Annotated in this window: 21 protein-coding genes; 10 read left to right on the top strand and 11 right to left on the bottom strand. The window is 66.9% G+C overall.

Annotation, left to right across the window (positions count from 1 at the left end; all coding sequences use genetic code 11):
• Both G6O69_RS01405 and G6O69_RS01400 read right to left on the bottom strand, forming a co-directional pair.
• The gene (locus G6O69_RS01405; protein WP_346016991.1) at nt 1-1,281 is read right to left on the bottom strand and encodes an MFS transporter; all 1,281 of its coding nucleotides are present in this window, start codon (nt 1,279-1,281) and stop codon (nt 1-3) included.
• Nucleotides 1,282-1,294: 13 nt separating this feature from the next.
• Nucleotides 1,295-1,900 (bottom strand): SET domain-containing protein-lysine N-methyltransferase, encoded by a 606-nt coding sequence (locus tag G6O69_RS01400; RefSeq protein ID WP_172301722.1) that lies wholly within the window; start codon nt 1,898-1,900, stop codon nt 1,295-1,297.
• Between the two features lie 139 nt (nt 1,901-2,039).
• Between G6O69_RS01400 and G6O69_RS01395 the strand changes: the two genes are divergently transcribed.
• Nucleotides 2,040-2,615: an SET domain-containing protein gene (locus G6O69_RS01395; RefSeq protein ID WP_172301721.1), complete on the top strand. Its 576-nt coding sequence runs from the start codon at nt 2,040-2,042 to the stop codon at nt 2,613-2,615.
• Nucleotides 2,616-2,711: 96 nt separating this feature from the next.
• Here the strand turns inward: G6O69_RS01395 and G6O69_RS01390 are convergent, their stop codons facing one another.
• The 3 genes from G6O69_RS01390 to G6O69_RS01380 form a co-directional block, all read right to left on the bottom strand.
• On the bottom strand, nt 2,712-3,329 hold the full coding sequence (locus G6O69_RS01390; protein ID WP_255215672.1) for a hypothetical protein: 618 nt from the start codon (nt 3,327-3,329) through the stop codon (nt 2,712-2,714).
• A gap of 105 nt (nt 3,330-3,434) precedes the next feature.
• The gene (locus tag G6O69_RS01385) at nt 3,435-4,013 is read right to left on the bottom strand and encodes a hypothetical protein (RefSeq protein ID WP_172301719.1); all 579 of its coding nucleotides are present in this window, start codon (nt 4,011-4,013) and stop codon (nt 3,435-3,437) included.
• Between the two features lie 87 nt (nt 4,014-4,100).
• Complete coding sequence (locus G6O69_RS01380) at nt 4,101-4,628, bottom strand: hypothetical protein (protein WP_172301718.1); 528 nt, start codon at nt 4,626-4,628, stop codon at nt 4,101-4,103.
• A gap of 243 nt (nt 4,629-4,871) precedes the next feature.
• On the opposite strand from G6O69_RS01380, the gene G6O69_RS01375 reads away from it, so the two are divergent.
• The 4 genes from G6O69_RS01375 to G6O69_RS01360 all read left to right on the top strand — a co-directional run bounded on the left by G6O69_RS01375 (nt 4,872) and on the right by G6O69_RS01360 (nt 8,543).
• Nucleotides 4,872-6,041 (top strand): DUF6263 family protein, encoded by a 1,170-nt coding sequence (locus tag G6O69_RS01375; RefSeq protein WP_172301717.1) that lies wholly within the window; start codon nt 4,872-4,874, stop codon nt 6,039-6,041.
• Between the two features lie 50 nt (nt 6,042-6,091).
• Nucleotides 6,092-6,829, top strand: a complete 738-nt coding sequence (locus G6O69_RS01370) for a hypothetical protein (RefSeq protein ID WP_172301716.1) — start codon at nt 6,092-6,094, stop codon at nt 6,827-6,829.
• Nucleotides 6,830-6,990: 161 nt separating this feature from the next.
• Entirely contained in the window at nt 6,991-7,728 is a 738-nt protein-coding gene (locus G6O69_RS01365; protein ID WP_172301715.1) for a PDZ domain-containing protein, read from the top strand.
• On the top strand, nt 7,725-8,543 hold the full coding sequence (locus G6O69_RS01360; protein ID WP_172301714.1) for a hypothetical protein: 819 nt from the start codon (nt 7,725-7,727) through the stop codon (nt 8,541-8,543). Before G6O69_RS01365 ends, G6O69_RS01360 begins: the two co-directional genes overlap by 4 nt.
• 25 nt (nt 8,544-8,568) lie before the next feature.
• On the opposite strand, the gene G6O69_RS01355 is transcribed toward G6O69_RS01360, so the two are convergent.
• The 4 genes from G6O69_RS01355 to G6O69_RS01340 are packed head-to-tail and all read right to left on the bottom strand — an operon-like array spanning nt 8,569 to nt 11,522.
• Nucleotides 8,569-9,864 (bottom strand): hypothetical protein, encoded by a 1,296-nt coding sequence (locus G6O69_RS01355; protein WP_176396558.1) that lies wholly within the window; start codon nt 9,862-9,864, stop codon nt 8,569-8,571.
• On the bottom strand, nt 9,858-10,253 hold the full coding sequence (locus G6O69_RS01350) for a helix-turn-helix transcriptional regulator (protein ID WP_172308113.1): 396 nt from the start codon (nt 10,251-10,253) through the stop codon (nt 9,858-9,860). The genes G6O69_RS01355 and G6O69_RS01350 overlap by 7 nt, the downstream gene beginning before the upstream one ends.
• Complete coding sequence (locus G6O69_RS01345; RefSeq protein WP_172301712.1) at nt 10,246-10,923, bottom strand: Uma2 family endonuclease; 678 nt, start codon at nt 10,921-10,923, stop codon at nt 10,246-10,248. Before G6O69_RS01345 ends, G6O69_RS01350 begins: the two co-directional genes overlap by 8 nt.
• Nucleotides 10,924-10,973: 50 nt before the next feature.
• Nucleotides 10,974-11,522 (bottom strand): sigma-70 family RNA polymerase sigma factor, encoded by a 549-nt coding sequence (locus G6O69_RS01340; RefSeq protein ID WP_176396557.1) that lies wholly within the window; start codon nt 11,520-11,522, stop codon nt 10,974-10,976.
• A 60-nt stretch (nt 11,523-11,582) separates the two neighbouring features.
• On the opposite strand from G6O69_RS01340, the gene G6O69_RS01335 reads away from it, so the two are divergent.
• Nucleotides 11,583-13,043: a serine/threonine-protein kinase gene (locus tag G6O69_RS01335; protein WP_176396556.1), complete on the top strand. Its 1,461-nt coding sequence runs from the start codon at nt 11,583-11,585 to the stop codon at nt 13,041-13,043.
• A gap of 678 nt (nt 13,044-13,721) precedes the next feature.
• Nucleotides 13,722-14,381 carry a hypothetical protein gene (locus G6O69_RS01330; RefSeq protein ID WP_176396555.1) on the top strand — a complete coding sequence of 220 codons (660 nt, stop codon included), beginning with the start codon at nt 13,722-13,724 and terminating at the stop codon, nt 14,379-14,381.
• A gap of 661 nt (nt 14,382-15,042) precedes the next feature.
• On the opposite strand, the gene G6O69_RS01325 is transcribed toward G6O69_RS01330, so the two are convergent.
• Nucleotides 15,043-16,374 carry an aspartate kinase gene (locus G6O69_RS01325; RefSeq protein ID WP_217909993.1) on the bottom strand — a complete coding sequence of 444 codons (1,332 nt, stop codon included), beginning with the start codon at nt 16,372-16,374 and terminating at the stop codon, nt 15,043-15,045.
• Between the two features lie 91 nt (nt 16,375-16,465).
• Here G6O69_RS01325 and G6O69_RS01320 point away from each other — a divergent pair, with 91 nt between their 5' ends.
• Together G6O69_RS01320 and G6O69_RS01315 are read left to right on the top strand one after the other, a co-directional pair.
• The gene (locus G6O69_RS01320) at nt 16,466-18,097 is read left to right on the top strand and encodes an NAD-binding protein (protein ID WP_172301707.1); all 1,632 of its coding nucleotides are present in this window, start codon (nt 16,466-16,468) and stop codon (nt 18,095-18,097) included.
• A gap of 339 nt (nt 18,098-18,436) precedes the next feature.
• Nucleotides 18,437-19,417 carry a serine/threonine-protein kinase gene (locus G6O69_RS01315; RefSeq protein WP_217909749.1) on the top strand — a complete coding sequence of 327 codons (981 nt, stop codon included), beginning with the start codon at nt 18,437-18,439 and terminating at the stop codon, nt 19,415-19,417.
• Between the two features lie 17 nt (nt 19,418-19,434).
• Here the strand turns inward: G6O69_RS01315 and G6O69_RS01310 are convergent, their stop codons facing one another.
• A complete protein-coding gene (locus G6O69_RS01310; RefSeq protein ID WP_176396553.1) occupies nt 19,435-20,106 on the bottom strand; it encodes a class I SAM-dependent methyltransferase in 672 nt (223 codons plus the stop codon).
• Nucleotides 20,107-20,182: 76 nt separating this feature from the next.
• On the opposite strand from G6O69_RS01310, the gene G6O69_RS01305 reads away from it, so the two are divergent.
• Nucleotides 20,183-21,445, top strand: coding sequence for an MFS transporter (locus G6O69_RS01305; protein ID WP_172301704.1), 1,263 nt, complete (start codon nt 20,183-20,185; stop codon nt 21,443-21,445).
• The last annotated feature ends 1 nt before the right edge of the window (nt 21,446 follow it).

The raw sequence follows: 21,446 nt of genomic DNA, 5'->3' as shown, positions 1-21,446 counted from the left end.
CTAAGAGTCGCCCGGTGGTGCCGGCGGCGGCGGAGCGCTCGGCGAGCCGCGCACGAGCAGCAGCAGGGGCAGGCACAGCGCCGAGATCCCCAGCCCGCCCAAGAACGCCCCGCCAAAGCCGAAGCGATCCGCGACCACCCCCGAGAGCAGCCCCATGGGCAGCTTCCCGAGCACCTCGACGCCGGCCAGGAGCGTGTAGTGCGTGGCGCCGATGCGCCGGTCGACCCGGGCCATCATGAACGCGAACATCGCCGTGGTCAGGGCGCCGCCGGCCAGCTCTTCGCTGCCCTTGGCGAGGATCACCTCGAGGTCGCCGATCCCCGCGGGCTCGAGGCTGCTGAGCCATACGACCGCGGCGATTGCCGCCGTGCGGGCGAGGGCGAAGCCGACCAGCGCGCGGTAGACCCCGAGGCGGCTCGCCGCCCAGCCGCCCACGAAGGAGCCGGTCAGCGACAAGAGCATGCCCCAGGTCCCGGTGATCAGCCCGACGCGGGCCTCGGACCAGCCGGCGTAGCGGATCAAGAACGGCTCGAACATCGCGTCCGACATGGTCTCGCCGGTCTTGTAGGTGGCGACGACGGCGAGCAGGGCGAGGCCGCCGGGGCTGGCCAGGGCGCGGCCGAGGGTGCGCAGCAGCGTGCGGAGATCCTCGTGGGGGGGCGGCTCGCCCTGGGCGGTTTGGGCGGTCTGGGAGGGCGCGGGCGTCGGCGGCTCGCGCCAGGCCAAGGTGACGGCCAGGGCCACGGCGATCAACCCGGCGATCGCCATGAACAGCCCGCTCCAGCCGATCCACTGGCTGGCCCAGACGAGCAGGCCGCCGCCGATCAGCATGCCGAGCTTGTAGCCGACGACCTGGGCGATGTTGCCGTAGCCGAGTTCCTCGACCTCGAGCAGATCCACGGCCAGACCGTCGACGGCGATGTCCATGGTCGCCGCGAACAAATTGGTCAGGGCGATCAGCGCCAAGAGCAGGCCCAGGGCCTCGCGCGGCACGAAGGCGGCGGCCAGGCAGGTGCTGGCCAGGGCCGCCTGGAGGGGGATGATCCACCCGCGGCGTCGACCCAGGCGCGCGCTCCAGTAGCGATCGACCAGCGGCGCCCACAGGGGCTTGAGCAGCCACGGGGCCGAGAGCGCCCCGGTGAAGCCGATGTCGGTCAGCGAGACGCCCGAGGCCGCCAGGTAGATCGGCAGGGCCTTGGCCTGAAAGCCGAAGGGCAGGCCCTGGACCACATAGAAGACTGACAGGATCGCCAGCTTCGCGGGCAGGGTCGGGCGCGACACTGGCGAGTGTAGCTCAGCGATGCTCGACCAGGGGGCGCCTCGGGCCGGGGTAGGCCAGGGAGCGGATGCCCGGCGGGCGCCGGGTCCCGGCCAGGACCTCGACGAGGTCGTCGTTTTGGATATAGACGAGCAGCGGCTGGAGCAGGCCGGGGGCCTCGGCGAGGGCCTCGCGCAGCTGCTCGTCCCAGCGCGGGGCGTGGGTCTGGAGATCCCGGGGGCTCACGGTGCCGCGGCAGCGCGGCGAGCCGCAGGCGCAGGCGAGGTCCCAGGGCAGGTTGCACTCGCCGTAGTCACAGGTGAGCTCCTCGCCCGCGGCGATGTCGGCCACGGCGATCTGTGCCCCCGGCCCCAGCCCCCGGCAGTTCGCGTCGCAGTGGTGGTTGACGTAGCGCCCGTGGTCCCAGCACAGCACCCGGCTGCCATCGGCCTCGAGGTAGGCGTAGCGATCCAGCAAGGCCGCGTAGGACGGGCCCATGGCCCGGGCCGAGGCGTCGTCGAGGACGATGTCCAGGGCGCAGCGCACCCAGGTCAAGGTCCCGCGGGGGATCGCCCGGGTCGCGCGGACACCAAAGCCCACCTCGGGGCCGGCCCAAAACAGCTCGGTGTCTGGATGGATCATGACGCGCCGACTTGGAGCCGCGCGCGGCGAGAATGGTGCGCCAGGGACCTGCCAGGGATCGTGAGCCTGCGCTCGGGTCGATTTGTTGCACCCTTCTCGACGGCCGCGGCTCGAAGTCCTCTGGAGCTCCCGCGTACACATGGACGACCCGCCCTCTTGTTGGATCGCCCCCTCACTCGTTGGCCGTCGCTGCGCCGAAAAGGGCGGGCACGGTGTATTTGCGCTGCGCAGGATCGAGGTCGGAGAGCGGCTCGCGGCCTTTGGCGGCGCGGTCATGACCAGCGCCGAGCTCGCCGCTCACGGCCCGGACAGGCGCAGGCTGTCGCTACAGATCGACGAGGACCTCTACCTGGTCTCGACGGTCGAGAGCCCCGCCGATTGGTTCAACCACGGCTGTGAGCCCAACGCCGGCCTGCGCGGGCAGCTCTCGCTGGTCGCCCTGCGCAGCATCGAGCCGGGCGAAGAGGTCGTCTACGACTACGCGATGACCGACGGCTCGGCCTACGACGAATTCGCCTGCGCCTGCGGAGCTGCGCGCTGCCGCGGCCGGGTCAGCGGCGAGGACTGGCGCCTGCCCGAGCTGTGGGAGCGCTACGGCAGCCACTTCTCGCCCTACCTGCTCGCGCGCATCGAGGGCCTGCGTCGACGGACCGCGATCAGCCGCCCGCGCCTGGTCGTCGCCCGGCCGCCGCGCCTTGGTCGGGCCCAGCCCTGAGCGGGTCGACCACGCAGACGAGCCCCCTGCGGAAGACCGAAGGGGGCTCGTCGCGCGCGAGCGCTCAGTTGGGAGCGCTCCGTCGCGGGCGGGGGCTCAGGGGTTGGCGCCCTCGGTGATCCAGTCGGCGATCATCATCTGATCGGCGGTCGAGATCAGGCCGCCGGAGGGCGGCATGTCGTCGGTCCCGTTGCCTTGGCTGCCGGTGACCTTGAGGTAGAAGTAGCTGGCGTCGGGGTCCCCGGCCTCGACGCGGGCGAGGTCGCCCTCTTGCGATGAGGTGACGCCGACGAGGTTGTCGTAGGCCGCAGCCGCGTCGGGCATCGCGAGCTGGCCGGGGGAGCCGCCCAGGTGGCAGCTGCAGCTGGCCATGATGATCGGGTAGACGTCGGCCTCGAAGGACAGCGCGCCGCCGGTGGTCTCGGTCTCCTCGGTGGTGTCGGTCTCCTCGGTGGTGTCGGTCTCCTCGCTGGTGTCCGTGGACTCGGTCTCCGTGGTGTCGACGTCGGTGTCGGTGTCCGTGGACTCGGTCTCCGTGGTGTCGATGTCGGTGTCCGTGTCCGTGGACTCCTCGGTCTCGCCGACGGTCTCCTCGGTCTCTTCCATATCGTCACCGCCGCCGTCGTCGCTGGGGCAGCCGGTCAGGGTGAGGGCCATGATCAGGGTCAGGGGTGCGTAGGTCCAAAGCTGGATGTTCATGTCTCGGTCTTTCATTTAGGTAGTTAGCGATTCAAGCCAAGTGAGGGCAGGGGAGGCCGGCGCGAAGGGAGCCGGCCGCCCCCAATGGGGAGATTGGTCCGCGCGAGCGCTGGGGCGGGCTCAGGGCGCCGCGCCCTGGTCGATCCACAGCTCGATCAGCGAGATGTCGTCCTCGGGGAGGGCGTCGGTGCCCACGGGCATCTGGCTGCCCGCGCCGCCGGCCTCGGCCTGGGTGCCGCGGAGCTTGGCGACCACGTAGCTGTCCGCCGAGGAGCCGGCGTCGACGAGCATCAGGCTGGCCTGGGTGGAGGACACCCCGACCATGGCCGAGTAGCCGTCGCCGAGGTCGAGGAAGGAGGCAGAGCCGCCGGGCTGGTGACAGTTTGAGACGCAGTTGGCGTCCCACAGCGGCTGGATGTCGGCGTCGTGGGAGAGGACGGTGTCGGTCTCGGAGGACTCACCCTCGGAGGACTCACCCTCGGAGGACTCACCCTCGGAGGACTCACCCTCGGAGGACTCGCCCTCGGAGGACTCGCCCTCGGAGTCGGTCGTCTCGCTGGTGTCTTCTTCTTCTTCTTCTTCGGTCTCGCCGGTGTCGCCGACGTCATCGTCGTCATCGACGATCTTGGAGACGCAGCCAGTCTGCGCGAGGGTCGAGGCTGCGAAGACACAAGAGTAAATCCACGGGTACTTTTTCATGATGCGAGCTTTCAATGATGGGTCATACGAAATGGACCGGCGTCCAGGGGATCGCCGGTCCGTTCGTATCGATTGGGGGGAGGAGCCTCAGGGGTTGGCGCCGGCGTCGATCCACATGGCGACGGTGGCGATGTCCGTGGCGTCCAGGGGATCGGTGCCCACAGGCATCTGGCTGCCCGAGCCGCCGGCCTCGGCCTGGGTGCCGCGGAGCTTGTTGATCAGGTAGCTGCTGGTGGAGTCGCCGGGCTCGACGAGCGAGAGGGCCACCATCTGGGTGGAGGCCACGCCGACCATGGTCGTGTAGCCGTCGGTCAGGTCGAGGAAGGAGGCGGAGCCGCCGGGCTGGTGACAGTTATCGACGCAGTTGGCGTCCCACAGCGGCTGGATGTCGGCGGCGTGGGAGAGCGCGCCGTCGGTGGTGGTGTCGCCGACGGTGTCGTCGGTGTCGTCGGTGTCGTCGGTGTCGTCGGTGTCGTCGGTGGTGTCGTCGCCGGCGGTCTCGTCGGCGCTCATGTCATCACCCTCGTCGCCGCCGTCGTCGGAGCAAGCGGTCAGGACCATGGCCAAGCAAGGCAGCACCAAAGCGGCGCCAAACAGCTTCTGAAGGCTCTTCATGAGTTCTCGCGTATCACCTTGGCTCGACTTCGCGCAACAATAGCGGGGAGCAGCCCCGGGTTGTCTCAGATGAAAGTGATTTTCACTGAATAGGGGGTGGCGCCGCGTCCTCTCGCGCGTCACAGGTTGTCTCCGTAACTCCACGCCGAGGGCGCGTTTCGCACTTCGCGCGGGTCGAGCTGCACCCGAGCTTCCTCTTGGCCGCTCTTCGGGCCGGCTCGTTGGCGGGGTAGCCTCCCGGCCATGCTCCGTCGCCGGATTGCCCCCCTCTCTCTCGCTCTCTCGCTCGCCCTGTCCGTGGCGGCGTGCAAAGACGCGCCTTCGACCACGAGCGAGGGCGCAGACAAGAGCGCCGAGGCCGAGAAGGCCGAGAAGGTCGAGGGCGAGAAGGCCGAGGGCGAGGCCCAGGAGGAGCCTGCGCCGGCGCAAGACGACCAGGTCGAGGACGCCAACGCGCAGGCGCCAGCCGAGCCGGCCGCCGCGGCCGTCGATGGGGGTGAGGACGGGGAAGAGGCGCCCGCGGGCGCCGAGGCGAGCACGGCCAAGCTGGCCGAGTCCGCCGAGAAGGACTTCGAATTGCTCGAGGCGGGCAGCGGCGACAAGAAGCTGCTTCGCTTCGCACCCAAGGTCGGTCAGGTCGAGCGCATGGAGATGACCATGACCATGGAGATCAGCCTCGACTTCGGGGCGATGATGCCGCCCCAGACCCAAAAGACCCCGCCGATGAAGATGGTCAACAAGGCCGAGACCACCGCGGTGGCCGACGGCAAGATCACCACGCGGGTGATCTTCGAGAGCTTCGACGTCGACACCACCGCGGCCGGGGCGAACGCGGCCATGGCCGAGGCCATGAAGACGGCCATGACCCAGATCCAGGGCTTCGAGCAGCTCATGACCTACGACGACCGCGGCGGCGTGCTCGAGGGCGACCTCAAGATCCCCGCGGGCGCGGATCCGCAGGTCGCCCAGAGCCTGCAAAACCTCGGCAACACCCTCGAGCAGGTGATGATCCACTTCCCCGAGCAGGCCGTGGGCACTGGGGCGAAATGGCGCGAGACCGTCGAGCTCGACAACAACGGCATGCAGATCAAGCAGGTCTCCGAGTACGAGCTCGTCGAGATCGACGGCGACACGATCAAGCTCGAGAGCAGCATCGAGCAGGAGCCGGCGAGCAAGGACTTCGAGGCGCCGGGCATGCCCCCTGGTGTCGAGGTCGACCTCGTCGAGTTCGACTCCAAGGGCAAAGGCGAGATCGTCTACGCCCTGGGGAACATGTTTCCGGAGTCCGGCAAGTCCAACATGGACACCAAGGTCTCGCTGTCCGCCGACGCTGGCGGGGGCAAGAAGCAGGAATTCACCACGCGGATCAAGCTCCAGCTCGAGGTCGCGCGCGTGGACGACGCCAGCAAGTAAAGCGCGCGCCTCCCCCTGGCAAAGCGTCGCGCGGTCCGCGACAATGGGCCATGCTCGACGAACTGGCCCACCTCCCCGAGAAGACCCGCAAGGAGCTGCAAGAGGCGGTCTCCTTTGCAGGCGTGGCCCTCGATGATGCTCTCGAGGCCGCGCTGCTGATCGGGCCGGCGGTGCACGCCGATCGTTCGGATCGCGCCTTGAACCCGGAGCTGCTCCTGGTCGTCAGCGGCCTCGAGATCGCGCCGATGACGGCGCTGGCCGAGGCCATGCACCCCTTCGCGCGCAAGGGCCTGCGCTTTCGCACCGTGACCACCGAGGAGCTCCGCGACGGCCTCGACGTCTACGCCCTCGAGATCGCCGAGTGGAAGCGCCACCACATCGTCCTGCACGGCGACGACCCGCTGGCGGCGCTCGAGCCCGCGGCCAGCGACCTCCGCCACGAGATCGAGCGCAGCGTTCGCGGCGTCAACCGTCGGGTCCGCAACCGCGTGCTCCAGGGCATGGCCGACCACGCCCGCGACCTCGACCCGGTGCTGGTCGTCGCCTTCGAGCACCTGCTGGTCGCTGCGCGCCATGCCATGCACCTGGCCAAGGTCGACGTGCCCCCGCGCGAGCGCGAGCTGCTCGAGGCCTTCTCGCGCTGGCTGGGCCTCGAGTCGGATCCGAGCGCGTCCTTGTTCGCGCGGCTGCGGGCAGGGGACCGCGGGCGTCGGCCGCTCGAGGACCTCGCGGTGCTCCGCGAGCTGCTCGACGCGGCCTGCCGCAGGGTCGACACCCTCGAGGTCTAGGAGCCCGTGGTGGAACCCAGCGCGGCAATGAAAGTCGACGCGCTCGGAACCGCGTCGATTTTCACCACGGGCTGTGTCGCATCACGCAACTCGAGTGGCTCATGGCCTCCCTGACAGGCTGAGAGCTTGACTGCGAGCATGCGCGATGTGAATATTGTCTCATGAGCGTCTTCCAGAGAGAAGTTCCTTTGCTGCTGGCAAGTTTCTCGGCCTTACTTGCACTGTCATCATGTGGAGAAAAAAATGGTAGTGGAAATGACGAGGCCGGTGAGCTCATCGACCAAGTTTGCAATATGGACTGCGATCACCCCAAACAATGCTTGCGGAGAACCAAAGACAATCCAGGGCCAGATGACTGGAAGGTTGTCTCGGCGTTTTGCGCAGACTCAATATACAGTCTCGAAAACCTGAGCCTTCCGGAGAGAGAATTTGAAATGCGTAAGAAGTGTCGGGTTCAAGATGGCGGTGTGCATGACCCAAACGAGTATGAGACTCAGGACCTTCCTTGTTCAACCTCTGCAAAGGTCGACTGCTCTGACTGGGACTGGAAGTCCGTCGTTTTGTCAAATGACGACGAAGTGACCAAAATAGAAGGTCAGGCGCTGCTTCTACTCTTTGATAACCCATCTCCTCTGGCTGCTTGCGATACCACACGATTCCTCCCCCTCGACGACGAGGGAGGCTTCGAGGTCGTCGACGTGAGCGAAGGTGACCTCGCCTACACTCTTGGCCTTCGAAGCGGTGACCGCATCATCAACTTCGATGGACAAGAGATCATCGACTATGATGATGCGATGGGGGGACTGGCCGTTTTTAGCGAGCTTTATGAGTCAGAGCACGTTCTTCAAGTTGAACGTAATGGCGCTACACTCAACTTACGCTACGAGGTCGTGCGATGAGCCCTCGTCTGCGCTGGATACTACTCCCCCTGCTCGGTCTCGCCTGCTCCGAGCGCCCGATCTCGGAGCCGATCCCCGATGGAACGGCGCAACGCTACGCTACAGCGCTGTGTGCTTCCGCTCGAGACTGCGGTTGCAGCTACTTCGCCTCCGCTGAAGCTTGCGAGGCTGTGGTCATCGAAAGATTCAATGCAATCTCTGGGGAATTGCGTGACTTCGAGCAAGGCTGTTTTGATGCCTTCCTGGCAAGTGGTGCGTATGAGAGCTGCGTCGACCCGGAAGAGGCCAGGGCCCTCTTCCCCCAGTGCGCGGCCTTCTACGGCTCTTCTGTGGAAGGAGAAACATGCGCCCCCAACCGTCTCTTTGGCGATATGAACCCCACCGACACTTGCGTGGAGGGGGTCGACTGCTACTTCGTCACAGGCGTATGTGATAATGATCCGCCCTTCCCTTCTTCCATGTCTGAGGGGGACCTTTGTTCTGAGGCGCTGACGAACAGTTGCTTTAGCGAATTCCTTTATTGTGACGATGGCGTCTGTCAGAAGCAAGCAGAGCATGGCGAGCCCTGCGAGCACATCTTCGACTGCAACTTTGGGTTCTGCGAAGGGCTTCAAGAGGACGGAGAAGGAATTTGCAAACCGCAACTGGACTTCGGGGATCCCTGTGATCCGGCGGACTACCTCAACTGTAATCCGCCACTCTATGGGGGGTATGCATGGTGCAACCCGGCCACGCTGCGCTGCGAGGTTGACATGCCCTATGTTTGCGCAGTGCTCAGTGACACCCTTCGCCCTCCACCTCATTCGGGGATGTAGGCGACCCATAGGACAACTAAGCAATTCACTCACTCGTCTGCAGGCTCGGCGTCCACGTACTCGAGTAACCGCGGCCGTGGCCGTCGACGCTGATCGCCACCTGTTCCACCGCAGGGTCGAGCAGCACCAGCCGCGACGAAGGCGAGAGAAACAGGAGCTCGAGGATACCGGCCCGACCCTGACCAAGCTCGAACCCAAGCCGGTTGAAGGTCGTGTTCGCTATCTCGCCCGTGGGCTCCCAGCTGGCGAGCAGGCCCAGGGTGATCCGCTCGGCACGCTCGAAGTCTCCTCGCGCCCTCGCGGCGACATAGTGAGGGAGCAAGGCGTCGAAGCGCTCGTTCAGGGCGACCGCGAGAACCAGAGGCCCCACACCAGCACGCGCGCGCACTGCATTGATCGCATCCACCACGACCGCGCGCAGATCTTCGTCTGGCCGAAGCGGCGTCCGATCACCAAAGGACCGCGCCTCGAACACGCGAGGCAGCGAGCCATCGGGCGAGACCCAGACCCGCGCCAGAGCCTCGCCGAGCTGCCCGCCCGGCGGCACCACCGAGAGCTCCACGATCGCCCCCGCGTCTCGCGGGTTGGTCTCGCAGACCAGCTCGAAGCGCTCGCCGTCGGTGGCGAGCACGCGACAGCTCGCCGCCCCGAGCTCGGCTCGCGTGACTGCGCCGGAGATCACCTGGTGTTCGGCCCGGCCACGCAGCACGACTCGGCCATGGGCGACACGCATCGAAACGGGATCGAGCTCGAGACCGAGGCGCTTGCTGCCGTGGAAGGCCACGGCGAGCTGCATCCCATCCCGAGACCCAGCCCAAGCTCCCACGAACTCGGGGCCGTCGCTGCGCATGGCCGCGATGACCTCGTCTCGCGCGGGAGTCGAGCCCGCGGGCCAGCCTCGCGCCGCCCACCTGAAGTCCGGCGACGCGACGCCGCAGCGGACGACCATGAAATCCATCAGCGGCCCCGTTGGCGGTCCCCCGTGCTCGAGCAGGAAGCGCCCGAGCTCCCGCGCGGCGCAGGCCAAAGACGCGCTCGTCGCCTGGCCGCTCGGGTCGGCGAGCGCTCGCGTGAGCTCGTCGCCAGCGGCCGGCCTGTCCACGATCGTATCGGGAAGCGGACCTGCGAGCACCCAGCGCTCGACGTGAACCCCCGGAGGTGGCGGCGGCGGCGGGTCGCCGAGCGGCTCTCGTGCGATCGCTGCGAGCTCCCTGGCGCTGGGGACCTCGGCGTCCATGGAGCCCCCGACAGGCTCGGCACACGCCACGGCCGCGCCGAGCAGGGCGACGAGTGCGGCACCCGCCCGAGCCAGCCTCAGCACGCGACATCCTTCCCATTTCGCCGAGAAGGACCTGCGCGGAGCTCTGCTTTCATCGCCTCCAAGTGCGCGAGCACGTGCCGGATGATCGAGAGGACCAAACCATGGACTTCGGGAGCTTGGCCCGAGAGCAGGTCATGGAGCTCGCTGCTCGGCTGGGCCTCTCCAAGCTCGAAAGACAAGAAAAGAGTCGAGATCTCGAGATCGAAGCCCTTGCACAGCTTGATCAGGGTATCGAGGCTAGGCGAGAACGAGCCGCGTTCGAGACGACGGATCGTGTCAGCGGACAACTCCGAGCGGTGGGCGAGCGCCTCCTGGGTGAGCCCACGAGCTTTGCGCAAGCTCCGGACATGACGGCCAAAGTCCTCGCCGCGTGATATCGAGTCACTCATAACTGCCCCACAGATCCCCAAGATCGAGAACTGCATCGGTGAAGGGCTCGGCCCGAACAGGACCATCGGTCTTGTACGTCTTGACGTGCTCGAGACGTCCGTGAGCTGTACTGTAGATATCAAGCTCACGCCAGTCAGCATCGAGTATCCATATGTGAGGTATTTTCATTCGCGCATAGATCGGCAGCTTGAACTGACGGTCGAGCACATCCACTCCTGGATGAGGTCGCTGATAGGGAAGCTCACAAACCCAGTGAGGCGTCTGCGGAATGGCGAGACCATGCGCGCTGGGTTCGAGGCGCAGCGAGGAGCGCGGCCACGCGCACAGGTCAGGCACGAGGTAGTGCTCGCCATGGTGCAGGTAGGGCTCGCTCATGAACATCCACGGGTCTTCGCGGCGTTGGTACAGGGAACCGATGCTGGCGAATAGCTTGGCTCCCCTGAGCAGATGCTCAGAGCCAGGCCGTTCGCTCAGATAGAGATCCCCATATAGCAGCTCTGCGACTTTCTCTGCTGGAGCAGAGAGAAGATCCGAGATCGTCGCATCATACTCATGCGGCTCGAGGTGGCTCAGGTAGAGGTTGCCATCGATGAGCTCTGCCGTCCATCCGGCGGGCGCGCGTTTGAAGTCTTCGTAGGTGGCGTTGCGTTTGTAGGGAAACCTCTCCACCTATACTTAAAGGCAAAACTCCCCTGATTTTCTGACGACAAAACGTTGAGTTAACTCATGCCACATGGAGGCGTCTTGCAACCGGCACAGATCCTCTCCCGAACCAGGCGAGTCGCTGTCTCCATCCGCCAGTATGCGGTTTTGAGGGCGATACCCTCGATCTCGGCGAGCTCTTTTGCGCTGCGGCCCTCGAAGCGATGCCGCAAGGCCCTGGCAAGGGATGGATCCAAGTTCGCGATGGCGCTCTCCAGCCGGCTGACTCGCTCTCGCCGCAGCAGGGCCTCGCTGGGGCTGGTGCCCCAACCCTGCAACTCCACTGACTCATATTGCCTCTTTTGCTGCTCTCGGCGCTGCTTCTTTCGAATGTTGCGCGCGATATTCTTGACCCATCGCTCGAGAGACCCGCTGTGCTTGGGCTCGAAGGTGGGCAGCAGCGTGAGGACCTTGACGAGCGCGGTCTGCGCGGACTCTTCATCGCCGCCACAGTACCGCAGGAGCAGACCGTGGATAGCCACGAGGAGCTCCTCTGCCTCAGCCGATCCTCCCGTGGCTCGTGCTCGCAGCCCTTCGATGAGCGTCGAGTCCCAGTCTTGGTCCATGTCGCCGAGACTATCATCCGCGCCCAGGCAGGCATAGCGCTGGGGTACACTCGCGGCGCGATGCGTCGCCCCCGAAAGCTCTCTCGCCGATTCGGTGATCTTTTGGACAGCGAAGACTTCGACGATCTCGATGTTCTCGAAGACGACGACGACGACGACGATGACGAAGAGTTCTTCAACCTCTGCCTGAGCAAGCCAAGCTCGGCCTCCAGCGGCATCTATAGCGATGGTCCGCTCAGAGAATTTCGTCAACGCGTCCTGATCAAAAATGGTCAGTGGCTATTGCATCCAGACCGCTTTTCGCGCGTCCAGCTGGGCCGCTACGAGCTGATCCGATGTGTGGGCCACGGCGGCATGGGAGCCGTATTCCTCGGCTATGACCCCGAGCTCGATCGCTTCGTGGCGGTCAAGATGCTCGAGGACGAGCTCCCCGAGGACCACGGTGATCTGAGGCGCGAGGCTCGGATCCTGGCCAAGCTCGGACACCCCAACGTGATCGCCGTCTACGACATGGGCGAGCACGAGGGCCGGCCCTACCTCGTGATGGACTTCGTCCAGGGCCTCAACGCCCACCGGTGGCTGCGCGAGGAGAGCCCGAGCTGGCGGAGGATCCTGGCGGTGTTCATCGAGGTCGCCAGGGGCCTGAGCGCGGCCCACGACGCGGGAGTCGTGCACAACGACCTCAAGCCCGAGAACGTGCTGGTCGGCTTCGATGGCCGCGTTCGAGTGGTCGACTTCGGGCTGGCGGCCTCGGCCGCGACCAAAGGCCAGTGTGGAACCTGGACGTATATGGCGCCCGAGAGCCTCGCGGGTCGTCCACGAGACGCGCGCTCAGACCAGTTCTCGTTTTGCGTGATGCTCTACGAGGCGCTCTACGCTCAGCGGCCCTTCCATGCGAAGACCGCCCCCGCCCAATACGTGGCGCACTGCGTGGGGGAACTCCAGCCTGGCAGCACGCTCTATGCAGATCTGCCAAAGCAGGTTCGGGCGCTGCTCGTCGAGGGCCTCGCTTTCGACCCAGAGGAGCGTCACGAGAGCATGGCGGCGCTCGCCGACGCGCTCGAGTCCTTCCTCGTGGAGCCCAAGCCCCCCCGGCAAGTGCTCATCCATGTGCTGGGGTCGCTGGTCCTGCTCGTGATTGGGCTGTCTTTCAGTTGCGAGCGCATTGAAAGAGGGCATGCGTCCTTTGACGAGATCGCGTCCCTCGCCAAGAAGGGCGTGACGGTGGATCGACTGACCGCGCTCTCCCTGGAGATGGCCAGGGACGGCCGAGGAGAGCGAGCGCTGTCGACCCTGAACGAGGCCAAGGGTCGTGCCGAGCGTATCAGCGAGCTGCGCGTCGTCGCAAAGGCCGCGGATCAGGTTGGGCTCGCGCTCTATGATGCGGGGGAGTGGGAGCAGTCGGCCATCTCCCACCTGATCGCTCGTGAATGCCATCTGGAGTCAAACAACTTGGCTGAAGAAGCTCGTTCACTCGAACTCTACCTGATGTCGGAGAAAGCAGCCAAGTCCCAATTTTGAGTGTAGCTCAGTCCGGTAGGGGCTGGCCTTCGAAACATGTCACTGTCCCATCTTCGTTCGTGACTCCATTGTCGCAAATGAGGGCCACCGACGCATATCCGTTACACATGACGCTGAAGAGATCGACGCATACTCCCCACTCACAGCAAATCCCTTGAGACCTGGCGCCTTCAGGCACAGGTCCCTCGACGCAAATCCCAGGACGACTACAAGCCCAGTCGAGAGGCACATATCCCGCGACTGCGCTCGTCAAGGGATCCACGACCTCACCATAGTCCACATGATAAGCCCATGACCCCGAAGCACAGGACGCCTCCGCTTTGAGAGTCAGCTCTCCGGTGGGGCTCCAGCAGACGTCCACGTCGAGCCACGGCGCATCTGGCCCCGTGTAGGTGCAGGCGCCAGGGACCGAGGTGCACAAGTCGCGCAACTGTCCGGCTTCCGCAGATACCGGGGCAGCGAGCATACACACGGTCAAGACGAGCAGAAGTCGCTTCATGTCCCCTACACGCTAGCAAATCCCCATCGGCGCATGAGGGGACTTTGCTCACGAATGCTATGGCAGCATATCAAATCGACGATCAGACTCGCTACGATCGAGGGCCAGCCTTTCGAAGTCGGCGCGGTCTACCAGTCCAAGCGAGGTAGTGCTCGCCATGGTGCAGGTAGGGCTTGCTCATGAAGGTCAGTGTGGAACCTGAACGTACATGGCGCCCGAGAGCCTCGCGGGTCGTCCACGAGACGCGCGCTCAGACCCGTTCTCGTTTGCGTGATGCTCTACGAGGCGCTCTGCTCGTCGAGGGTCTGGCCTCAATCCCGGAGGAGCGTCACGAGAGCATGGGGGCGCTCGCTGGCGCGCTCGAGTCCTTGCTCGTGGAGGCCAAGCCCCCCAGGCAAGTGCTCCTCCATGTGCTGGGGTCGCTGGTCCTGCTCGTGATTGGGCTGTCTTTCAGTTGCGAGCGCATTGAAAGAGGGCATGCGTCCTTTGACGAGATCGCGTCCCTCGCCAAGAAGGGCGTGACGGTGGATCGACTGACCGCGCTCTCCCTGGAGATGGCCAGGGACGGCCGAGGAGAGCGAGCGCTGTCGACCCTGAACGAGGCCAAGGGTCGTGCCGAGCGTATCAGCGAACTGCGCGTTGTCGCAAAGGCCGCGGATCAGGTTGGGCTCGCGCTCTATGATGCGGGGGAGTGGGAGCAGTCGGCTGCGGCCCACTTGATCGCTCGCCAGTCTTATTTTGACTCAGACAACCTTGCAGAAGGTACTCGTTCGCACGAGTTATACCAGTTATCAGCGAGGGCAGCGGATTCAAGTGCGTTATCGACAGAATTAAAATGATCGTCTGTCAGTCCGAGAACGGTTCTCCCTCGAAACATGTTACTGTTCCATCTTCGTTCGTGACGCCATTGTCGCAGATTAGAGCTACGGACGCATATCCGTTACATATGACGCTAAATATATCGACGCATACCCCCCACTCACAGCAAATCCCTTGAGACCTCGCGCCTTCAGGCACAGGTCCCTCGACGCAAATCCCAGGACGACTACAAGCCCAGTCGAGAGGCACATATCCCGCGACTGCGCTCGTCAAGGGATCCACGACCTCACCATAGTCCACATGATAAGCCCATGACCCCGAAGCACAGGACGCCTCCGCTTTGAGAGTCAGCTCTCCGGTGGGGCTCCAGCAGACGTCCACGTCGAGCCACGGCGCATCTGGCCCCGTGTAGGTGCAGGCGCCAGGGACCGAGGTGCACAAGTCGCGCAACTGTCCGGCTTCCGCAGATACCGGGGCAGCGAGCATACACACGGTCAAGACGAGCAGAAGTCGCTTCATGTCCCCGATACGCTAGCAAATCCCCCTTGGTGCACGAGGGGACTTTACTCACGAGTGTTATGATAGCGTGCAGAGATCTCGAACTCCCGATTGACCTGTCACGAGCGCCTGGAGCCTGCGTTCATGAGCAGATCAGGCAGCATCTCCGCAGCCCTGTCGACGTCAGCCCTCGAAGAGCACGCCGTGGAGCACCGGGACCACGGGGTCGATGTCGCGGTCGTCGATGACCAGCGTCAAGTTGATGCTGTCCATGGCGTAGCTGACCATCTCGACGTTGACCCCGGCGCCGGCGATGCTGCCGAGGATCTTGGCGGCGATGCCCGGGCGCTGGGGCAGGTGCTGACCGACGATCACGAGCACGGTCTTGGCGTGGCGCAGCTCGCAGGTCCCGCGCTCGGCGAGGGCGCGCAGCTCGGGCTCGGCGGCCTCGAGGCCCAGGCGGTCACCGGAGGTCAGTGACACGCTGACCTCCGAGGTCGTGATCACGTCGACGTCGACCTCGTGGCGCCCGAGGATCTCGAACAGCCGGGCCAGGAAGCCGGCCTGGCCGAACATCCGGGTGGTCCGCAGGATCAGCACGGACTGGCGCTCGCGGTAGGCGATGCTCGTGACCGGGTTGGGGTTCTCGACGGCGGCGGTCTCGATCACCGTGCCGCGGTGCTCGGGGCGGTTGGTGTTGAGCACGCGCACGGGGATCTCGCCGCGCATGGCCGGGAGCAGCGTGGACGGGTGGAGCACCCGGCTGCCGAAGTAGGCCAGCTCGGCGGCCTCGTCGAAGCGCATGTTGGGGATGTTGCGGGCGCCTGCGACCACGCTGGGGTCGGCGCTCATCACCCCGTCGGTGTCGGTCCAGATCTGGACCTCCTCGGCCCCGAGGGCCGCGCCGAGCAGGGCCGCGGTCAGGTCGCTGCCGTTGCGACCCACGGTGCTGATCTCGCCCTCGGTGGTCTTGCCCACGAAGCCGGTGATCACCGGTAGCTCGCCCTCGGGCAGGGCGGCCACGGCCTGGCGGCAGCTCGCCTCCCAGCCAGGGATCGGCCGGGCGCGGCCGAAATTGGCGTCGGTGACGAAGCCCAGGTCCCAGACGTCGTGGGCGCGCGCGGGCAGCCCGTGGCGCGTGAAGAAGTCGGCGATCGCTCGCACGGACATGCGCTCGCCGAAACTCGACACGTAGTCGAGGCTGCGCGGGCTGAGCTCGCGGACCAGCGAGATCCCGCGCAGCAGGTCGCCGAGCTCGGCGAAGAGGGGATCGAGCAGGTCCGGGGGGCACTCGAGCGCGGCGAGGATCGCCCGCTGGCGCTCGATGGGCGCGCGACAGTCCTCGTGGTCGAGCTGGCCGTGGGCGGCCGTGCGCGCCGCGGCGACGAGGGCGTCGGTGATGCCCTTGTGCGCCGAGCTGACCACCAGGGGCGCCCGCTCCCGGCGCGCGCGGACGATCGCCAGGACCTTCTCGATCTGCTCGCGGTTGGCCACGGAGCTGCCCCCGAACTTCATCACGATCACAGGCCTACCTCCGGCGCGAGCGGGTCCATGGCCCAGACCATAGCAGTCGGGGCGCGAGGGGGGTAAAAGCGAGGTCGCCCCGATGCGTCGCCCCTTCAACCGCCTGTTCTTGCTGCTCGGCTTCCTGATCGTCACGCTGATCCTCGCGGCGACCGCGTACATGCTGGGCATGCGCCACCTCGAGGGCCAAGAGCGCGACTTTTGGACCAGCCTCGAGTGGGCGGCGGAGACGCTGACGACCACGGGCTACGGCAACGACTCGCACTGGAACCACCCGCTGATGGTGGTCCTGGTCATCTGCCTGCAATTCTTTGGGCTGATGGTCACGCTCTCGGTCGTCCCGGTGGTGCTGATCCCCTGGTTCGAGAGCCGCTTCGAGGCGCGCCTGACCCAGACCCTGCCCGACCTCGAGGACTTCGTGCTGATCTACCGCTGGGGCCCCGCGGTCTCGTCGCTGGTCCGCGACATGGCGCGCCAGAAGATCCCCGCGGTGATCCTCGAGGAGAACGAGAGCCGGGCCCGCTGGCTGCGCGACCGCGGCCACGAGGTCGCCTACGTGAGCCTCGAGGAGGGCCAGCTCGACCTCGGGGGGATCGAGCGCGCCCGGGCGATCATCGCCAACGGCGAGGATCACGACAACGCGGCGGTCATCGCCATGGCCCGCCAGCGCGGCTTCGAGGGCTCGATCTACGCCCTCGTCGACACCCCCAAGCACCGCCGACCGATCCTGCTCTCGGGCGCCGACGCGGTCTACAGCCCGATGCACTCCCTGGCCGCCGGCCTCGCCGCCAAGGCCAGCGACCGCATCGCCCCGCGGGTCTCGGGCATCCAGATGCTCGGCGCCGACATCGAGCTCGCCGAGCTGCGGATCGGCGCCGACTCGGAGGTCGCCGGCAAGACCCTGGCCGACCTCCACCTGCGCAGCGAGACCGGCGCGACGATCGTCGGCCAGTGGGTGGGCGGTGAATTTCGCGGCCAGCCCAGCCCGCAGACGGTGATCGAGCCCGGGGCGATCGTCGTCGCGATCGGCCGCGAGCAGTCCCTGGCCAAGCTCGGCGAGCTCGCCACGCCCCTCGATCGCAGCGGCCCGCTGCTGGTCATCGGCTACGGCGAGATCGGCCAGAAGCTGACCGAGATGCTCGAGAGCGTGGGCGAGACCGTCAAGGTGCTCGCCCGCGACCCCCACGAGCGCCTCGACGTCTGCGGCGACGCCCTCGACCCGCAGGTGCTCGAGCAGGCCGACATCCGCAGCGCCCGGGCCGTGATCCTCACGGTCTCGGCGGACAGCACCACCTTGTTCGCGAGCACGATCATCCGTGACATGGCGCCGGACCTCCCGCTGATCGCCGCCGTGGATCGAGCCGAGAACATCCAGCGCGTGCACCGGGCCGGGGCCGACTTCGCCCTGTCGATCTCCCAGGTCACCGCGCAGCTCCTCGGCCACAAGCTCTTTGGTGAGCACTTCATCGCCATCGAGCCGCGCATGCGCGTATTCGAGGCCTCGGCCAAGGGCCTGTCAGGGCTGAGCCTGGCCAACGCGCGCATCGCCGAGCGCACCGGCTGCTCGGTGGTTGCGATCGAGCGCGACGGTCGAGTGCTCACGGACATCGGGCCCACGCTGAGCTTTCAGGTCGAGGACGCGCTGTTCTTGTGTGGCTCGGGCGAGGCGATGAATCGCTTCTTTGGGCTCTTCCCCGGGGCGCGACCCGAGTAGCCCGAGTCGCCCGAGCGGCGGCCGTGGGGATGGGCGGGCCCCGACGCGAGGGTGTGTCCCCGGGCTGGGAGCGTGCTCGACCGCGGCGTGGGGCCTCGCTGCGCGCCATCGAGCAGCGCGCACACGCGCGGGAGATCTCTCGCGCGCGCACTCGCTCGGGTGCGCGAAGCCGATCTCGCAATATCCATACTCTTTGTTGCAATTTGTCCACGGGAAGGGAGTCAGGGGGCGACTAACAACATTTATGAGGCGAAATGCACCACTTGGTTAAAATGTGCGCTAATTGGCGAAAGGACCAGGTCCCTCGATGATCGCCGCCTGCTACTTTGGTGAGCGGGTATGCGAAGTCTATTGGAGGTAATCGGTCTCAGCCGTCCGCAGCCCATCGAGCAGGTGGTCGCGCACCGATATCGGCTGCTGGAGTCGCTGGGCCCCTGCGGCGAGGGAGAGCGCTTCGTGGCCGAGGACGACGCCTCGGATCAGCGGGTGCTGCTCTTGCTGCTCCCGACCGAGTATCGCAAGCGGCTGCGCCCCGGGTGGGAGCGGCGCCTGGACCTCGACTGTGGAGATCCGCGGATCCTCCGACCCCTCGACGCCGGCGTGGACGAGCGCGGCCAGCCCTACCTGGTCCATCGCTGGGTGACCGGCGAGCCGCTGACGACCTGGCGGGCGCGGCTCACGGAGGACGGGGTCCCGCCCTGGTCCGAGACCGTCGAGCTGCTCGAGGAGCTCGCCGACATGCTCGGCCCTGCGCACGAGCGCCGGCTGATCCACGGGAGCCTCGAGCCCTCGCGGATCTTCGTGGGCCGCGGCGGGCCCTGGCTGCTCGACTTTGGCCTCTCGCACGCGCTCGGGCGAACCACGATCTCCCCGGCCTACGCCGCCCCTGAGGTCCTGCGTGGGCGGGCGCCCAGCACCCTGGCCGACCTCTACGGCCTCGGCGTCGTGATCTGGGAGCTCGTCTCGGGGGCGCCACCCTTCTCTGGCAGCTTCGCGGAGGTCGCCGCCGCCCACCGCGACGGCCTGCTCCCGGAGCTGGTCCGCCGCGGCGGCGCGCCTGTCGAGCTCGACGCCTTGCTGAGCATCGCCCTGGCCCGGCTGCCCGACGAGCGCTTCTCCGACGCCCACGAATTGCTCGAGACCCTGCGCGGGATCCAGGCCTCGTCGAGCGGCGTGTGGTCCCTGTCCTCGTTCTCGACCCAGGCTGGGACCTTGGCCCCGACCACGGAGCTGGGCGCGATGCTGCGGACCTTCTCGGTGATCGAGCTGCGAGCCACGCGGGCGCTGATCGACGAGCTGCTCGCCGCCCGCGGGGAGTGAGCGCAGCCAAGCTCGACTCAGCGCGGCTTGTCGCCCACGGCCAAGAAGAGCTGCCCGCCGTGGGCCGCCTCGCTGGGCAGCTCGCGGCGCTCGTAGCTGCTGGCCGCGGCCTCGAGCGGCTCCCACACGCGCCGGCGGATGTCCGCGCGGGCGACGAGGTTGACCATGCGGCCTCGAAAGTTGGGCTTGGCCGCGTGGACGTCGACGATCACGCAGCGCCCACCCGGGGCGAGCAAGGCCCACAGCTTGGCGAAGGCCGCCTCCCACTCGGGGAAGGCCGTCAGCCCCAAGAACAGGTGCAGGCGATCCACCTGGCAGGGCGCGGGCTCACCGAGGTCCGTGGCCAGCTGCGCGGAATCGAGGGCGTGGACGTCTCGGTGGAGGGTGCGGACCCAGGACCAGCCGGCCGCGTCGGCGCGGGCCTGGGCCTTGGCGAGCATGCCCGCGGACAGGTCCACGCCGACCAGCGCGCCTTCGCTGCCGAGCGCCGGGGCGAGGCTCGGGAAGCTCAGCCCCGTACCGCAGGGAAGATCGAGCACGCGCAGTCCGGGGGCCAGCGCCAGGGCCTCGGCGGCCGCCAGGCGCTGGCTACGATAGAGGGGCTCGAGCGAGCGATCGTAAAAGCGCGAGAAGGTGTCGTACCAGCCCATGGCCGCGAGATTGTCTCGCGCATGGCGCTCGCGTGCCACGCTGACATGGAGATTTCCGGGCGTGGGTTAGCATGCTCCCGTGGCGCGCCCACGGACAGCGGCTCGCGGCCTGACCATGCTCGCACTGGTCACCGCTGGCGAGGCCATCTTCTTGCTGCCCTTCGCGGTCCCCCGGATCTTTCGCCCGACCCTGCTCGAGGTCTTCGCCATCGACAACCTCGAGCTCGGCTTCGCCCAGGCGATCTACGGCGTGGTCGCGATGGTCGCCTACTTCCTGGGCGGTCCCCTGGCCGACCGCTTCTCGGCGCGCTGGCTGATGTTCACCGCGCTGGTCGTCACCGGAGTCAGCGGCGCCGGCTATGCCCTGACCCGCTCCCTCGCCAGCTTGGAGCTGCTCTACGGGCTGTGGGGCCTGACCACGATCTTGCTGTTTTGGGCCGCGATGATCCGCGCGACGAGAGAGTGGGGCGGCGGCGACGCCCAGGGCCGGGCCTTTGGTCTGCTCGACGGCGGCCGCGGCCTCGTGGCCGCGCTCATGGTCTCGGGTGGTATCGCGCTCTTCGCCTGGTCGCTGCCCGAAGACCCCGCCACCGCCTCCATCAAAGCCCGCGCGCTCGCCTTCGAGCGGGTGATCTGGTCGCTGGCGGCCTTCACCACGCTCGTGGGGGTGCTGGTGCTGCTCTGGGTCCCCGCGCGAGACGAGGACGAAGACGGCGACGCCCAGGACGAGGACAGGCGCGAGCCCGAGGCGCGCGGAGGCTGGGGGGACGCCCTGGCCGGCGTGCTGCTGGCCATGCGCGAGCCCAGGGTGTGGCTACAGGCGATCATCATCGTCTGCGCCTACGTCGGCTACAAGAGCGTCGACGACGTGGCCCTCTACGCCAGCGAAGCCTTTGGCTACGACGACGTCGAGGCCGCCAAGCTCGGCGCCATGGCCTTTTGGATCCGCCCCGTCGCCGCCGTGCTCGCCGGCCTGCTCGCGGATCGCCTGCGCGCCTCGAGGATGGTCTCGCTCGCCTTCGTGGTCATGACCCTGGGCAGCCTCGGCCTCGCCACCGAGCTCTTGCCCCTGTCGCGGGCCTGGGTGTTGGCGATGACCGTGGCCCTGTCCTGCGTCGGGGTCTACGCCCTGCGCGGGCTCTACTTCGCGCTCTTCGGTGAGGCCCGCGTCCCGCTCGCGCGCACGGGGGCGGCCGTGGGCTTGATCTCGGTGGTCGGCTACACGCCGGACGTGTTCATGGGTCCGCTGATGGGGGCGCTCACCGAGAGCGCCCCGGGGGCCGCGGGGCACCGGCTGTTCTTCTTGGTGGTCGCGGGCTTCGGGGTGCTGGGGCTGCTGACGACCGTGGTGTTTCGCCGCCTGGCCGACGCTCGTTAGC

This window comes from Pseudenhygromyxa sp. WMMC2535 (assembly GCF_011083025.2).
The sequence above is the reverse complement of the archived record's forward strand: the minus strand, read 5'-3'. Positions and strand labels throughout refer to the sequence as shown.

What these genes read in the sequence shown, in the direction of transcription:
- G6O69_RS01400 (WP_172301722.1), bottom strand. Translation starts at nt 1,900, where the DNA reads ATGATCCATCCAGACACCGAGCTGTTTTGGGCCGGCCCCGAGGTGGGC.
- G6O69_RS01395 (WP_172301721.1), top strand. Translation starts at nt 2,040, where the DNA reads ATGGACGACCCGCCCTCTTGTTGGATCGCCCCCTCACTCGTTGGCCGT.
- G6O69_RS01390 (WP_255215672.1), bottom strand. Translation starts at nt 3,329, where the DNA reads ATGAAAGACCGAGACATGAACATCCAGCTTTGGACCTACGCACCCCTG.
- G6O69_RS01385 (WP_172301719.1), bottom strand. Translation starts at nt 4,013, where the DNA reads ATGAAAAAGTACCCGTGGATTTACTCTTGTGTCTTCGCAGCCTCGACC.
- G6O69_RS01380 (WP_172301718.1), bottom strand. Translation starts at nt 4,628, where the DNA reads ATGAAGAGCCTTCAGAAGCTGTTTGGCGCCGCTTTGGTGCTGCCTTGC.
- G6O69_RS01375 (WP_172301717.1), top strand. Translation starts at nt 4,872, where the DNA reads ATGCTCCGTCGCCGGATTGCCCCCCTCTCTCTCGCTCTCTCGCTCGCC.
- G6O69_RS01370 (WP_172301716.1), top strand. Translation starts at nt 6,092, where the DNA reads ATGCTCGACGAACTGGCCCACCTCCCCGAGAAGACCCGCAAGGAGCTG.
- G6O69_RS01365 (WP_172301715.1), top strand. Translation starts at nt 6,991, where the DNA reads ATGAGCGTCTTCCAGAGAGAAGTTCCTTTGCTGCTGGCAAGTTTCTCG.
- G6O69_RS01360 (WP_172301714.1), top strand. Translation starts at nt 7,725, where the DNA reads ATGAGCCCTCGTCTGCGCTGGATACTACTCCCCCTGCTCGGTCTCGCC.
- G6O69_RS01350 (WP_172308113.1), bottom strand. Translation starts at nt 10,253, where the DNA reads ATGAGTGACTCGATATCACGCGGCGAGGACTTTGGCCGTCATGTCCGG.
- G6O69_RS01340 (WP_176396557.1), bottom strand. Translation starts at nt 11,522, where the DNA reads ATGGACCAAGACTGGGACTCGACGCTCATCGAAGGGCTGCGAGCACGA.
- G6O69_RS01335 (WP_176396556.1), top strand. Translation starts at nt 11,583, where the DNA reads ATGCGTCGCCCCCGAAAGCTCTCTCGCCGATTCGGTGATCTTTTGGAC.
- G6O69_RS01330 (WP_176396555.1), top strand. Translation starts at nt 13,722, where the DNA reads ATGAAGGTCAGTGTGGAACCTGAACGTACATGGCGCCCGAGAGCCTCG.
- G6O69_RS01325 (WP_217909993.1), bottom strand. Translation starts at nt 16,374, where the DNA reads ATGAAGTTCGGGGGCAGCTCCGTGGCCAACCGCGAGCAGATCGAGAAG.
- G6O69_RS01320 (WP_172301707.1), top strand. Translation starts at nt 16,466, where the DNA reads ATGCGTCGCCCCTTCAACCGCCTGTTCTTGCTGCTCGGCTTCCTGATC.
- G6O69_RS01315 (WP_217909749.1), top strand. Translation starts at nt 18,437, where the DNA reads ATGCGAAGTCTATTGGAGGTAATCGGTCTCAGCCGTCCGCAGCCCATC.
- G6O69_RS01305 (WP_172301704.1), top strand. Translation starts at nt 20,183, where the DNA reads ATGCTCGCACTGGTCACCGCTGGCGAGGCCATCTTCTTGCTGCCCTTC.